Genomic DNA, 15,944 nt, shown 5'->3' with positions numbered 1-15,944 from the left:
TTAACCCTCCTTATTCACAATCATGGTGCCGGCAATTACCAGAAGGACACCAATAATATTCTGTACCGAAATATGTTCTCCAAAAATCAGTGCTGCCCAGATCATAGACCACAAAATCGCAATGCTCCGGTTTGCATATGCTACCGACAAATCAACCCTTTTGATAATCTGCTGCCAGAAAATGGCATACAATCCAAGGATGCAGATTTCCACTCCGTAACACAGAATAAATCCCATGGATAAAAACTCATATCCTGCTGCAAACTTCGCTGCCACACCGGATAATGTGTATATCATAATTACCAGCTGCAGTAAAATCAGCAGTATCCACTTTTTCTTTCCTTCTACTTTACTCATCGTTCCAACCAATCCTTAATCTCTGCCTGATTTTTTCCAGCCAGAATGTAATAACCAAAACGGCTTCCACTGTCTACTACCTGATGTTCCCCTACCGGTTCCATTTCACTTACCATCTGAAGCAGTTCCGGACTTTTGCTCTTAATCTCTTCCAAAACATCCAGATCCTTCTTTGTAAACACAAAGCGGATTCCCGCACACATCGGCTCATGTGCCGGTGTCAGTTCCGGTTCCTGTCCCAAAGCAGTCTCAATTACCATGCGCACAAAGTCATATCCGGAAGATAAATATACCAGATGGGAGCCAATACAGTCGCCACCCATACGGGAACCGATTTCAATGATTCTTACATTGCCTTCGGCATCCAGTTTAAATTCTGAATGAGAAGCACCATTTTCAATCTCAAGAGCAGTAAGTGCCTTCGGAATAAATTCCTTCACCCGGTTCATTTCGATTTCAGAAAGCTCTGGTGGCTCCATATGTCCGGTCTCAATAAAATGAGGATATCCTGTGGTATATTTCTTTGTCACCGCCAGCACATGATGTCTGCCCTGATAAGAAATACATTCACAGCTATATTCATTGCCTTCGATATATTCTTCAATAATTGCCTTCTTTTCAAAGGAATTACGCACTGCCTCTTCCACTGCCGGAGCAATCTCTTCAAGACGTTCCACCCTCATAATACCGCGGCTTCCGGAACGGTCGGTCGGTTTTACTATCATTGGAAACTGCATATCTGCTACAGCTGCCGCGTAATCATCCCCTTCACATACACTGACAAAGCCCGGTGTAGGCACACCATGCTTCGAAAAAGCTTCCCGCATGGCAAATTTATTGGTAGATATATAGATACAGTTGTCAGAATTATGTGATAATCCAAGCTGCTCTGCCAGATACTGCACGGTAATATTGGCAAGATCAGATGCTATTGTTGCAACTGCATCTGGCTGAATCCTCCGGCATTCTTCTAAGATTGCTTCCTTTTCCACAATGCTGATGGGATAAAAATAATCTGCTGTCCGTTCTCCGATAGAGCCATCTTTCCATGCAAATACATGTGTCTCATATCCCATCTCTTTTGCCTTTAAAATGAGCGGATTCTGAAAAGAATTCGCTCCTATAATTACAATTTTCTTCATATTGCCTGTCCTCCCGGCATTTAACTTTCTTTGCGGCGGCTTGCGATAAACTTATCCCATCTTCCGCTTTCTAATTCTTTTTTATAATCTTCCATAATCGCACGATAAGAAAGGTATTCCGGCACAAATCCGAAATCTTCCTTCGCCTTTGTCATATCAAACAAAAAGGATGGTGTATTATTCGGCTTGTCCGGACGGTATACAATCTTAGAGCCCTTATCCGGTCCGAATACATCAATAACAGTCTGCACCTGCTTCTCTAAAGTAAGTTCTGTACCGGATGTCATATTATAAAGACCATAGGTCTTATCACTGCGTAACGCCAGCACAAATGCTCTTGCAACATCCTTTACATAAATAATGTCTCTGGAAATCTGTGGGTCACCCCAGATTTCAATGTCTTTTCCGGCTTCTGCATTCTCAATAAAGGTCTGGATTCCGGTCTTATAATATTTACCATTCACATAAATCTCAGAATGAGGTCCTACTCCGTATACCGGTGGCAGGCGGAAAGATGCACACTGCATGCCATGCTGCTCATTATAATATTCCATCACATCATTGGCTGCATTTTTGGAAATCACATATACCGCATGGTCTCCGGTATACATAAAATCTCTCGGCTCTGTCTCTTTTAAAGCAACGCCTTTCTTCCATGCATTTCTTACATCTGCATAACTGCTGGTAGCGATCACTTTCTGAATGCCATTCTTGCGGCAGTACTCCAGCACATTTATCGTTCCTTCCACATTGATGCGAATATAATCTGCAGCATTCTCATCCTGTGCAATGTCCACCGGTGCATTTGCCGGAAGCAGACCTGCCAGTAAAATGACACCCTCTACACCTTCTGTCGGTAATTTGTCAAAATCTTCTTTTTTCGAAATATCCAATGACACACAGGTAACGCCTTTTGCTTCCAGTTCCTGCTTCATGATTGCATTTCTTCCAGTTGCCAGCACCTCATAACCTTCTTCCAAGAAGCGGTCTACGGTATACATTCCAATAAATCCTGTTGCCCCAATAACAATAACCATTTACTCTGTCCTCTTTCCTGTATTTTCATTTATCTCTCTTTGTAAAATGCATTAACCTTATCTATCACATAGTCTGCATGTTCCAATGACAGATTATAATATAACGGCAGGCGGACCAGCCTCTCGCTTTCCCTCGTTGTATAACGGTCTTCTCCTGCAAACATACCATAGCGCCGGCCTGCCGGTGCTGTATGTAATGGAATATAATGAAATACAGCCTGTACCCCCTGTTCCTTTAAATAACTGATTAAAGCTGTTCTTTCCTCTAAATCCCTTGCTTTCAGATAAAACATATGTGCATTATGTGCGCAGCCCTCCGGTATCGTTGGGCGGACAATTTTACCCTCATCAGATAATTTTTCCAATCCATCCCAATAGCGGTTCCAGACAGACAGACGTTTTTTATTGATTTCTTCTGCCTGTTCCAGCTGTGCATAGAGATATGCTGCATTCAGTTCACTTGGAAGATAGGAAGAACCTGCTTCCACCCAGGTATATTTATCAATCTGTCCGCGGAAGAATTTGCTGCGGTTAGTTCCCTTCTCCCGGACGATCTCGGCATTTTCTACATTCTTTTCATCACGGATCAGGAGTGCTCCTCCTTCTCCCATGCTGTAATTCTTTGTCTCATGGAAACTATAACAGCCAAAATCTCCCATTGTACCAAGTGCCCTGCCTTTATAAGAAGCCATGACACCCTGGGCGGCATCTTCAATTACCAGAAGATGATATTTCTCTGCAATTGCAAGAATCGTATCCATTTCACAGGATACTCCGGCATAATGTACCGGAACAATCGCTTTCGTCTTATCGGTAATCGCATGTTCAATCAGTTTTTCGTCTATATTCATGGTATCCGGACGGATATCCACAAACACCGCCTTAGCACCTCTTAAGACAAAGGCATCTGCTGTAGATACAAAGGTATATGCCGGCATAATCACTTCGTCTCCCGGCTGAATCCCGGATAAAATAGCTGCCAGTTCTGTTGCGTGGGTACAGGATGTTGTCAGTAATGCCTTTTTTGTCCCGGTATGTTCTTCCAGCCAAGCATTACATTTCTTTGTAAATTCTCCATCTCCACAAATCTTCTTGTTCTCTACCGCCTTACGGATATAATCCATGCTTTTTTCCATATAAGGTGGTTCATTGAAATTAATCATTTCTATGCCTCCGTTATATATTCATGATATTGCACCACTTTTTACAATACCAGACCATTTATGGTTCTCACTCTTTCAGCGAAAAATCTGCTTTATCCAGTGTCAGATTCGGATTATAATACGGATCCCCTTTTTCCAGAATATCTCCCCAGCGTTCTCCAAATAAAGCGATCTCCCGCTGGAATCTTGCCACTTTATCCGCAGAATCTTCCAGACCTCTTGATTTTGATTCATAATGGTAGAACTGTGCATATGGATTGTATACTACAAGATAACCTGCTTTTCTTACTTTCAGGCAGAAGTCAATATCATTGAAAGCTACTTTGTATTCTTCATCCAGTCCCCCGACTTCTTCATATACACTTTTTCGTACCATAAGACAGGCAGCTGTTACTGCTGATAAATCCTGCACACTTATGCTCCTGGAAAAATATCCATTGTCTTCTTTGTCCTGTCCGATAAATGCATGACCTGCAATACCGCCAAATCCAACGATAACACCTGCATGCTGTATGGTATTATCTTCATATAATAATTTTGCTCCGGTGATTCCTACATCCGGGCGCATACATACATCCAGCATTTCCTTGATGCTGTCTGGTTCGATCATCTCCGTATCATTGTTCAGAAGAAGGATATATTCTCCCTTTGCCTGCGCCACACCGAAGTTATTGATCTTCGAATAATTAAAGTCTCCTTTGTAATATAAGACAGTTACATTATCTCTTGTCTCTATCTCTTTATAATAAGCAAAGGTCTCTTCTTCTGTACTGTTATTCTCTACAATGATAAATTCAAAATTCCGGTAGGTGGATTTCTCTTCGATGGAATCCATACATTTTCTCAAGTCTGCCACATGGTCTTTATTCGGAATGATAATCGAAAGCAATGGTTCTTCTTTCCATTGATAACGGGTATGATACATTCCATAAAAAGGTCCTCTTTCTACTTCTGCTGGAATTCCAATTCTGTCATAATGTGCTTTTACCGCCTTGCATCCATTAGTAAATGCATACAGCTTGCTTTCCGGATTCTCTGAAGTTGACTGGGAATGACATCTCCAATGATACAGCACTCTTGGAATATGGGCAATATGTTCTGCTGCCTCGGTACAACGCAGTATAAAATCATGATCCTGTGCGCCATCATATTCACTCTGAAAGAAACCTGCTTTCTCCAGAATCGTCTTATGGAATACGAATAAATGGCAGATATAATTCATGGTACATAATAAATCAATATTAAAATCAGATTTAAAATGTGGTTCAAAATAGTGTCTGCCATTCATGTCCACCTTATCTTCATCCGAATAAATAACGTCTGTCTGCGGCTCTTTCTGTATTGCTTTCGCACACTGATATAATGCTTCCGGTGAAAGTAGATCATCATGGTCTGTCAATACAATAAAATCTCCATTCGCCATTTTCAGTGCTTCATTGGTATTACCGGCAATTCCTTCATTGCTTTCCAATAAAATATATTTTATACGCTTATCCTCTTTTGCATATATATCTACAGTTTCTTTCAGGGATTTTTCTTTTCCGCTTCCATCTGCAAGACACAGTTCCCAGTTGGTATATGTCTGCGCCTGTACCGACTCTATCATTTCACGCAGAAATTTTTCTTTGGTGCAGTATAATGGAACAACAACCGAAAACAATGGTCCATCTTTTATTACATCCTGTCTCTGCCGCTCCAGTTCATTTTCGTCTACTCCATATTTCTTCAGAAATTCCTCGTAATTCATCGTGTCCTTTTCGCCCTTTAACTTATAGAACACCTTACGCACCATTTTCCGGAAGCCATAATGTTTCCAATACGCAATCGCTTTTCTCACATAGCCGGAACCAGTCTGTTTTTCTTCTCCCTGGCGGACTTTTTCCAATAATATTTCAAACCGTTTCTGCTTATCTGCTGCTTTCAGTATAAGTACCAGTCTCTTTCCTCCCTGATCCGGTACAAAGATTTCATAACCACAATTTATACTGTCTGAAAGTTCTCCAAAAACATCTACTACATCTTTACGATATTTCCACTGTACTTCAAATGGTACACTTTTTTTATCGATAAAAACTTCACATTTGGTTGTATCCCCTGCTGCACTCCATCCGGTCAGAACAATTTTATCCTCTTCTAAACGTTCCATCTCCAGATTGCTTTCCAGCTGGCTGCATATGCTCTGATATAATTTTCCATCTGCCCGGAAAGACAACGCTTCCTCACTGCCCTTGCAGCTGTATACCCGGATTTCTGTAACCGGTTCTTCCGGTATTCCAAATTCTCCTGTAACTTCTTCTCCTACATTCATCTGGTAATGCAGATATCTTCTTCTGACATCCACACTTTTCTCTATTGTTATCTCTACTGGAATTTCCTTTTTATTTACATATACTTTAATCGTTCTTCCTTCCGGATTATCTTCTGGAAAGAAACCACGAAAAACCATTCGATTCTGTTTCGTCAGATGCATTCTCATGCTCTCTGTCACGAAATCATAGTTTATCATATTCTTAAGTATTCCTCCTTAGAAAACATAGTTATCTATATTGTATCAAAAAGAATCCGGATGGTCAAATAATGACCATCCGGATTCCAGTCTTTTTTCCAGTATTTTCTGATTTTTCAATTATTGGAAACTTCCAAGATAATGTCCGTCTGTTGTATCCATATTATAATAGTAGACACCATCTGTGATCAATCCGCGGGCTACCATTCCATTCCAGTGGTAGAATACAATTCTTCCCCATGGATCATAGGAGAATTGATTCGTTTTTAATGTTCCATCTGCATTTGCATATCCATAATCCATGCCATTTGCGAACTGGAACCATCCACTATTCTCCATTTTACCATTTGCATTCAGATAATATGTCTTATTGCCAACAAAAGTAATCTGGTCCTTATAAATATATCCCAGTGAATCAAAGTAACAGGTATATCCTACTTTGGAGCAATAATAGAAATCCATAAATACTTCGTGTCCCTTTTCATCGAAACAGATAATATGTGTTCCATCCGGATGATAAGTCAGATTGTCTTTCATTGCTGTTCCATCTGCCTGGATATAATAAGTAAAATATCCGTCAAATATAAACTGATTGTAAATAGGTGTTCCATCCGGATAATATGCATGTATTGTTCCATCTGCATCTGTCTTAAAACGGTTGCCGGTATACTGGCAATTCGTTACTGCCATATTACTGCCTGATGTATTTGCAATCTGGTCTGAAGAATAATTTACATTATCATCTACATAGCCTCTGTTATAGCAGTTTTCTACATATACATAGCTACCAGTCCCATCCTCAGTTCCAAAATTATTCATGGCACCGCCAATTCCGCCTAAAACATCTATATTGACATCACTCCTGCCGTTTTCACTATAAATACTTCCTGAGTTACCACATCCTTTTACATATATCGTTCCAGTTTTGGAAATTACAGCACCGCCAAATACGCCTCCAACAGAGGAACTTCCTGATTTCTTTGCAGTAATATTTCCACTGTTTCCGCAGCCTTCTACAACAATATTATCTCCACCCGAAGGAATTTCCACACCATTCTGCATATAGGAATTTCCACGGTTAATATTTCCAATTACTCCTCCCAGGCTACCTGTACCGGAAATATTTCCTGCATTTGTACAATTCTTAATCGATGATGTACTATTGTCACCTTTTCTTGTGGCTTCACCAATGACACCGCCAATTGTTGCGGCTCCATTTCCAGCATCTCCGGAAATATCACCTGAATTTTTACAGTTTTCTATACTAAACTGGGTATTTCCGCTAAATCTTGTTTCATCACCGATGATTCCGCCTGCATAAACATGACAATTACTGGTTGTAAAGCTGATTGCTCCGGTATTTTCACAATCCACCACATTTGTTCCACCATTCAGCCCTATAATACCGCCCACTTCCGAAATATTTCCGGAAATATATCCTTCATTCTTACAGCGGTAAATGTCACCTACATTAGTTGCTGCAACTCCGCCAACACGGATATTAGAGCTTCCACCAGAGGTAATATTCACCTGGCTGACACAGTCCTCAATGGTTCCTGTATTAGTTGCTGCAATTCCACCAATATCAATAAATGACGCACTGTTTACCTGCAGATTGCCCACTACAGTAAGATTACTGATCCGTCCCAAGTTATAGGAAAACAGGGACTTGTCTCCATTGATTCCATATATGATATGTCCATTTCCATTAAATGTTCCTTGCAGCTGCATACCTGCAATGTTCCCCATATATGCGCTGATATCAATATCATTCATGAGAACATAATTGTCTCCCATTGATGTATCTGCATGATTCACCAGGTCTGCTGCCGTATAAATATAAACAGTTCCGCTTGCATAGTTCTGGGACACCACCGTCTCTTCATCCATTGTCTGCGCATATGCAGTCTCATTTATTCCTGTCGTAAATAATGTCACCATTGCTGTCATTGTTAAAAATGTAACCAGTTTTCTTTTCATCCAAAATCTCCTCTTATTTACTGGAAACTTCCAAGATAATGTCCGTCTGTTGCATCCATATTATAATAATATACACCATCTGTAATTAATCCACGGGCTACCATTCCATTCCAGTGATAGAATACAATTCTTCCCCATGGATCATAAGAAAATCCATCACATTTCAAAGTTCCATCCGTATTCGCATATCCAAAATCCCTGCCATTTGCGAACCGGAACCAGCCACTGTTCTCCATCTTTCCATTTGCATTCAGATAAAATACTTTATCGCCAACAAAGGTAATCTGATCTTTATAAATATATCCCTGGGAATCAAAATAGCAGGTATATCCCACACTTGGACAGTACTGGAAATTATTAAACACCTCATGTCCTTCTGTATCCAGATAAATAATATGTTCTCCATCCGGATGATAAGTCAGACGGTCTTTCATCGGTGTTCCATCTGCCTGCATATAATAGGTATAACTTCCGTCAAATACAAATTTATTGGTAATCAGTTTTCCTTTTTCATCATAGCTGCGGATATTTCCATCTACTTCACGATAAAAACTGATTCCATTATAAGAGGACACTTTTCCGATATAATCTGAATTACATGCCGGTCTGTATGCACTCAGACAACTTTCCACTTCATGATATCCCTCATTTATTGTAGCATCTGATTTGCAAAAATAATTATAATACCAGCTATTGTCTGAATCAGAATCATCCCAGGTACAATCTACAACATACCAGTTATTATCCAGCTTCACTTCGTTCCATTCATGATATGGACTGGTTACACAGATTGCAGATATGCCTGCTGCATTGCATAACAGGGAAAAGAGCTGTGCATAGCCTGCGCATACTGAGTTTCCCGTCAGTACTGCTGTTCCGCTGCTCTGATGCTTTTCCTGATTGCTGGAATCATTATCATATACGATGTTCGCACATACAATATCATGTGCTTTTTTAATTTTAAAGTAATCTGAGGATTCTGCATTAATCTCATTTATCCAGTTATTCACTTTTGCATTAAACTGGGCAGTATATTTTGCACGTACATATCCTTTCTGATAATCCGGATAAATTGCCAGTGCCACATATTGTTTTGAGCCCTGATATCCTTTAAAAGCGGATGTACCACGGACAAAATAATACTGCGGGTTTGAAAGCGTAAATATCCAAACAACTTCCCACAAATCATCTGTTGACATGCCTGTGCATTCTATGTAGTCTGTCCTTGCATAAGAAGAACCATCTACTACCGCATCCTCCTGTGTATCCAGATACTGTTCACATTCATACTGCATACTATTATATAATGTTCTCTTTTCATAAGATAACTGATTATAGTAATAGCTGGAACTGTAATCAGTACCAGAAGCACTATATGTCTTTGCCCTATATTCCTGGTCCTCTAATGAAATCGCATCAGCTACATCTTCCTCTGTCAGGGTGACTTCCATCAGTCCTGCAGGAAGATATCCTGTTTTTTCACTTAAATCTGTGTTTAAATTTTCTGCTTTTACATTCACCGGTAATAATTGCACTATCATTGCAGCAATTGCCAGCAACGCCATCCCTTTCTTCCATTTTTTCATTCGTTTTCCTCCTTCATTCTAATAGCTGTCTTTATTATATCAGCTTTATTACTATCCTTTCAATATAAAAAATGCTTTCTGACGCAAAACATCAGAAAGCATTTTCTTACGCTTTTTATTCTTTTCTATTCTGATTATGGACCTACATAAGTAACCGTCGCACCCCATACATCCAGCACCTGTCCATTATAGACTCTTACATCAACAGACTCTCCTGTATATGAAAATTCATGGCTGTTTGCAACACCATGTAAAAATGTAGAATCATTCCACACATTGTAGTAGCTTCTATAACTCGAACGGTCTGTTGCAGTAATACGATATACGCCTTCACCAAGATGAATACCAATCTTTGCATTCACACCGACATAGGAAAGGCTGATTGACTGGGAAGCAAGATTTGGCGTTGCAATTCCCTCATAAATGTATACTTCTTCACCTGGCACAGCAGTAAAAATCAGGTTCTGATCACTCCAGTCATCCCGGACAGATCCGTTACTATTATAAATATTAAATGAAACACCATCGCCCTGATTTGCAAGGAAATATTCTCCTGCCGGCATATTTATACCAACAATATAGTAACCTGGTCCATACAGCGGATTGGTATTTCCATTGGAAAAGCTTCCAAGATAATGTCCATCTTCCGTTGACATACTATAGTAATTGTTACCATCTGCGATCAGTCCACGGGCTACCATTCCGTTCCAGTGATAATATACAACTCTTCCCCATGGATCATAACCAAATCCATAGCAATTCAAAGTACCATCACTATAAGCATATCCATAATCCACACCATTTGCGAATTGGAACCAACCACTATCCTCCATTTTACCATTTGCATTCAGATAATAGACATCACTATCCACAAAAGTAATCTGATCCTTGTAGATATACCCCTGAGAATCAAAATAGCAGGTATAACCGACGCTCGGGCAATACTGGAAATTGCTGAATACTTCATGCCCCTGGGAATCAAAATAAATGATATGTACTCCATCCGGATGATAGGTCAGACGATCTTTCATCGGTGTTCCATCTGCCTGTGCATAATAGGTATAGGTTCCATCAAAGACGAAATCATTGATTACCATTCTGCCATTGCTGTACAGATGTCCATCACTGCTCAATGTTCCTGTTGTGTATGCTTTGGCAGATGTCTTATTTACAGAAAATGCTGCAAGAATAATCCCCAGACATACCACAACCTTCATCAGTTGTTTCTTCATAAACTTCTTTCTCCATTTCTTGTTGCTCTATTGTTTTGGTTACAAATCAACTATACCAGTTCTTTTTTCCCTTTTCAACCATTTCTTTCCAGGACTAATTTGGCAGCACATCTTCTATTGAGAATCCATCCAGGAAATGTCCATCATAGTAATCCATGTTATAAAGATATACTCCATCGGAAATTATGCCACGGGCTACGATTCCATTCCAGTTGTAGAAGACAACTCTTCCCCATGGATCATAAGAAAATCCATTATTCCGCAAGGTTCCATCTGTATCTGCAAATCCGCAGTCCTTACCGTTCGCGAAGTAGAACCAGCCGGAATCTTCCATCTTACCGTTCGCATTCAGATAATATGGCACACTATCTACAAATGTAATCTGATCTTTATAGATATAGCCCTGGGAATCAAAGTAACAGGTATATCCTACAGCTTCACAATACTGGAATTTGTTAAAAACTTCATGACCATTCTCGTCAAAGTAAATAATATGTTCTCCATCCGGATGATAAGACAGACGGTCTTTCATCGGTGTTCCATCTGCCTGCGCATAATAAGTATAAGTTCCATCAAAGACAAAATCATTGATTACTTTTTGTCCTTCTGAATACAGATACTGCACTCCGTTCTCCGTCTTAAGTTCTCCCGTTATGTGTGCGGTATGTGCCTCCGCCGTTATCTTATTACTGCCTGCCAACGTTACTGCCATGAGTCCCAGACACGCCGCAGTCTTCCAAAAATGTTTCTCCATAAATTGCTTTTTCATAAATTTTCTTCTCCTTTTACCCCATAAATTTTACCAGTATCTGTCTCCAATAAACATCTGTACCCAATAACAGTAGTATGGACCGGAACCATAATAATATCCTACTCCCAGTGCCGTATAACTTTCTTTCAGAATATTGGCTCTGTGTCCTGGTGAATTCATCCAGTCATTCACCACTTCCTGTGGGCTGCTCTGTCCTGCTGCAATATTCTCTCCGGCAGTACCATATCCATCTGTTACATACTCATCCAGTGCCGTAAAGCAGGATCTTCCATCCGGACGTATATGATCGAACACTGTGCTGATCTCACCTGCACGTACCTGTGCTGCCTGCTGCACCTGTTCGTTTAACTTTAATGGTGCAATGTTTCTGCTTAACCGTTCTTCATTGACAAGGTCGAGTACCTGAAGCTGATAGGTATCTGACGGTGCAACGCCTGCCGCTTTAAAACGTCCCAGGTAATGTCCATCCCCGCTATCCATGCTATAATACCATAATCCATCGGATATCAGACCTCTTGCAACCATTCCATTCCAGTGGTAAAAGACAACACGTCCCTGATTATCTTTTGCAAATTTATTATTTATTAAACATCCGTCAGATTCCGCATATCCATAATCTCTTCCATTCGCATACCGGAACCAGCCATTCTGCTCTAACGCCCCATTTGCATTTAAATAATATGGCTGTCCGTCCAGGTATGTTATCTGGTCTTTATACAGATAGCCCTGGGAATCAAAATAGCAGGTATATCCGACACTTGGGCAATACTGAAAATTATTAAATACTTCATGCCCATCTTCATCAAAATAAATAACGTGTTCCCCATCTGGATGATAGGTCAGACGATTCATCATTGGTGTTCCATCTGCCTGGGCATAATAGGTATACGAGCCATCAAATACAAAGTCATTGATTATTTTCTGATTGCCGGAATATAAATAATAGTTTCCATTCATATATTCCAAATTTCCTGTTGTAAATGCCTTTGCATCCATTTTGTTCATGCAGCATATCCCCAGTACCACTGCACAAAAAGTGATCATCTTCTGTAACGCTTTTTTCATTTCACTCTTTTTCCTTCATTTAATATTTAAACAGTTTTGCCATATAAAGATTAACAATATTATAGCCATAATTTTTAGCAGTCGCCCATCCTTTTCCATATGGGTTCTCCTGGATTCCAAGCCACTCTACATATGGTGCAGTTCCTCTCTTTACATATTGGAACCGTGAATCCACACATGGCTGGTTCAGACCAGCAGTTGATGCATAGGCCTTCAAGTGCTGTACCTGTGCCCGGATTCCTTCCCTTACACTGCCAAAGGAATTTCCCGGTGCTCCATTACCAGTTGCTCCTAATCCGGCAAAGTTATACTGGTTAATCTGTACATCCCCGCCATATCGTAAAAATCCGGTTTCCAGCATCGCCTGGCAGAATGCCACTTCTGCTTTCAGTCCTTCTGCCTGGCATTCTTCCAGATATATCTGGCAAAATGCTTCTATTGTCGGTGCATCGGAAGATGCATAGAATTCCGGATAAGCATTATTGGCATTATAATATGCAACCATCTGGGAAATATTGGTACTGGTCGTTCCCATGATCTCATATCTTGCCGTCACCTGATAAGCAATGCAATAGTTTTCTACTGTTCCGTCACTGGTTCTTGCTTCCACATATACCCAGTAATTACCAGAACCCGGATACCAGGATACCCAGTTACTTCCAGTCCAGTCTGTCAGTGTAGACCATGTGCTTGTACTCAAATCATATATCTGCCAACGAAAAGCCGGAGATGTGTCATTTGTATTATAGGATACTCCAAGATTAATAGCTGCTTTATCATTCACGCTACAAATTCCATTAATGGATATGTATTTATGATTATAATTTCTTGCTGCATTAAAACAGATTGTATATTCTTTCGTCACACCATCTGATGTCCGTGCTGTCACATGCATCCAGTAATTGCCTTTGTCCGGATACCAGGATACCCAGTTGCTTCCCGTCCAGTCTGCTACCAGATTCCACTCCTGCTTATCCAGGTTATATGCTTCCCATTTAAATGTCACATTGGAATCATCACTATCATAAGCAATTCCGACATCAATCCGGTCATCATAAATATTGTAGCACATTCCATTGAGGTTTAATGAATGATGGGAATAATCTTTCTGTGATGCAAAACACATAATCGTATTCTGTGTCGCACCATCCGGTGTCATTGCCTCTACATAGAGCCAGAAGTTGCCCTGTTCCGGTTTCCATGTTACCCAGTTGCTTCCCGTCCAGTCTGCCACCATGCTCCATTGCTGTTTATCCAGGTTATATGCCTGCCATCTGAATTTCACATCTGATGCATTGCTGTCATACGCCACACCTACATCAATACCATTATCTCTCATGATATAACACATTCCATTCAGATCAAGATAATAGCCGGTATAATTATGTGTTGCTGCATAGGAAACTGTCTTCGTCGTACCATTTCCATTGCTGTCAATTGCTGCTACCTGTACCCAGTAATTACCAGCTTTTGGCTGCCATTCCACTTTAGATTCTGTTGTCCACTCAGAAATAACACCCCAGCACTGTGTTGCAAAATCATAATATAAATACCGATACTGTACTCCTTTTGTATCTGAGCACTGTGCTGATATTTCTACAGAGTTGTTTTTATCTTGAAAATTGATTTTGTTAATCTGAAAGCCCTGTTTTAAATTGTAATATTCTGCAATGCCTTGTGCATCTACTACACCTAATTTTTTCAGTTTTTCATCTGATGATAAATAATTGCTTGCATCTGATGCATTTGATATAAAAGCATGTTCAACAAGTATTGCAGGAATTCCTTCTTTTTTACAATTACGAATAACCGAATGATAATCTCCATGGGAACCATCTGGATACATATATTCTTCATCTGGATCTTTACATTGATCTTCCTCTTTTATTCCTCTATTTTTTATTCCTAATGCTGTTAATTGTTTTATAACCTGAGAAGCAAGTTGTTTCCCCGTTTCACCAATAGATGCGTTATAATTTCTATTAGGATAATATATTTCAGCCCCATTCGGACTCGCACTTGTATTCGAATTAATATGTAAACTGACAAATATATCTGCATTTACACTCTTAGCATAAGTTGCTCTATCTTTTAATCCCACGTAACTATCTGATGTACGCGTCAGATATACTGTTACTCCTGCATATTTTTCCAATTCCTGTTTCGCATATTGAGCAATTTTAAGTGTAAGGTCTTTTTCCCTTAGTCCATTCCCTGATGCCCCCGGATCCGAACCACCATGTCCCGGATCCAGTACTACAACGATATTTCCATTGCTGCCATAAGTAGAGCGGGTAATTCCATCCTCAGACTGCTCCTGCTGCTGATTTTCAATTGCTGATGCAATAGAATCTTCGGATGTCTGATTACCATCCTCGTCAAAAGATACTACATCCATGTCAGATTCTACTGTGTCCTCATCTACCAGTTGTGCATCCGGCGTGGATTCCACATCACAGTTTACTCCATAAGATACATCCACTCCTGTTTCTGAAAGCACCTGTGTATAAACGATACCATCTACTGTAATTTCATAGCTATAAAGTGTATACACACCTGTCTGGTTTTCATCCTGATAATTTTCTGCAAACAGTATTGCATTTCCATCTATTTCAGATGCTTCTAAAGTATACTGTTCACCATCCTTATTCTGAACATACAACTTAGCAGACTCTATTACTGTTGTATCGTCACCCACACTCAGTACAATATTCTGCGTGTCGCCTATTTCTACCCTGTTTTTATCTACATATACATAATTAAGCAGTGGTACTTCTACCTGAATACCAGTTGTTTCTTCTGGCTGTCCAGTGCCCACCTGAACATCATTTGCATCTTCCGGCTGCTCAGTATCTAACTGAACATCATTTGCATCTTCCGGCTGCTCAGTATCTAACTGAACATCGGTTTTATCCTGCTGTTCCTGCTCCGTCTCAGCCTGTTGTACCGCAGTCTGTTGTTCTGTTTCTTTCGTTACATTTTCCTGCTGTTCTGTCTGGCTTTCTACTTCTGCTGCCAGGACTTTCTGCATCGGTGCTTCCCCGGCCAGCATCAGGACTGCCAGTAAACATGCTATTGCTCTTTTTAAAATTCTCTTCATTTTG

General features: G+C 40.2%; 11 protein-coding genes. All 11 read right to left on the bottom strand.

The annotated features are described in order from the left end of the window. On the bottom strand, positions 1–357 hold the full coding sequence (locus DXB43_RS01920; protein WP_117698685.1) for a transporter: 357 nt from the start codon (positions 355–357) through the stop codon (positions 1–3). Next, entirely contained in the window at positions 354–1,499 is a 1,146-nt protein-coding gene (locus tag DXB43_RS01915; RefSeq protein ID WP_117946418.1) for an ATP-grasp domain-containing protein, read from the bottom strand. Before DXB43_RS01915 ends, DXB43_RS01920 begins: the two co-directional genes overlap by 4 nt. Positions 1,500–1,519: 20 nt before the next feature. After that, positions 1,520–2,536 carry an NAD-dependent epimerase/dehydratase family protein gene (locus tag DXB43_RS01910; RefSeq protein ID WP_117946416.1) on the bottom strand — a complete coding sequence of 339 codons (1,017 nt, stop codon included), beginning with the start codon at positions 2,534–2,536 and terminating at the stop codon, positions 1,520–1,522. A 29-nt stretch (positions 2,537–2,565) separates the two neighbouring features. Beyond that, positions 2,566–3,699 (bottom strand): dTDP-4-amino-4,6-dideoxygalactose transaminase, encoded by a 1,134-nt coding sequence (gene rffA, locus DXB43_RS01905; protein ID WP_117946414.1) that lies wholly within the window; start codon positions 3,697–3,699, stop codon positions 2,566–2,568. A gap of 67 nt (positions 3,700–3,766) precedes the next feature. After that, entirely contained in the window at positions 3,767–6,205 is a 2,439-nt protein-coding gene (locus DXB43_RS01900) for a glycosyltransferase family 2 protein (RefSeq protein ID WP_243006620.1), read from the bottom strand. A gap of 120 nt (positions 6,206–6,325) precedes the next feature. Continuing rightward, on the bottom strand, positions 6,326–8,185 hold the full coding sequence (locus DXB43_RS01895) for a hypothetical protein (RefSeq protein ID WP_117946412.1): 1,860 nt from the start codon (positions 8,183–8,185) through the stop codon (positions 6,326–6,328). A gap of 17 nt (positions 8,186–8,202) precedes the next feature. Continuing rightward, positions 8,203–9,771, bottom strand: coding sequence for a transglutaminase domain-containing protein (locus DXB43_RS01890; protein WP_117946410.1), 1,569 nt, complete (start codon positions 9,769–9,771; stop codon positions 8,203–8,205). A 134-nt stretch (positions 9,772–9,905) separates the two neighbouring features. Continuing rightward, complete coding sequence (locus DXB43_RS01885; protein ID WP_117946408.1) at positions 9,906–11,003, bottom strand: hypothetical protein; 1,098 nt, start codon at positions 11,001–11,003, stop codon at positions 9,906–9,908. A gap of 94 nt (positions 11,004–11,097) precedes the next feature. After that, positions 11,098–11,772, bottom strand: coding sequence for a hypothetical protein (locus DXB43_RS01880; protein ID WP_117946406.1), 675 nt, complete (start codon positions 11,770–11,772; stop codon positions 11,098–11,100). A 30-nt stretch (positions 11,773–11,802) separates the two neighbouring features. After that, the gene (locus DXB43_RS01875; RefSeq protein ID WP_117946404.1) at positions 11,803–12,840 is read right to left on the bottom strand and encodes a CAP domain-containing protein; all 1,038 of its coding nucleotides are present in this window, start codon (positions 12,838–12,840) and stop codon (positions 11,803–11,805) included. Between the two features lie 19 nt (positions 12,841–12,859). Then, positions 12,860–15,940 (bottom strand): N-acetylmuramoyl-L-alanine amidase, encoded by a 3,081-nt coding sequence (locus DXB43_RS01870; RefSeq protein WP_158567180.1) that lies wholly within the window; start codon positions 15,938–15,940, stop codon positions 12,860–12,862. Positions 15,941–15,944: the final 4 nt, after the last annotated feature.

Source organism: Roseburia sp. OM04-10BH, from assembly GCF_003462605.1.
Lineage (GTDB): Bacteria > Bacillota > Clostridia > Lachnospirales > Lachnospiraceae > Roseburia_C > Roseburia_C amylophila.
This window is presented reverse-complemented; position numbering and strand designations above follow the sequence as displayed.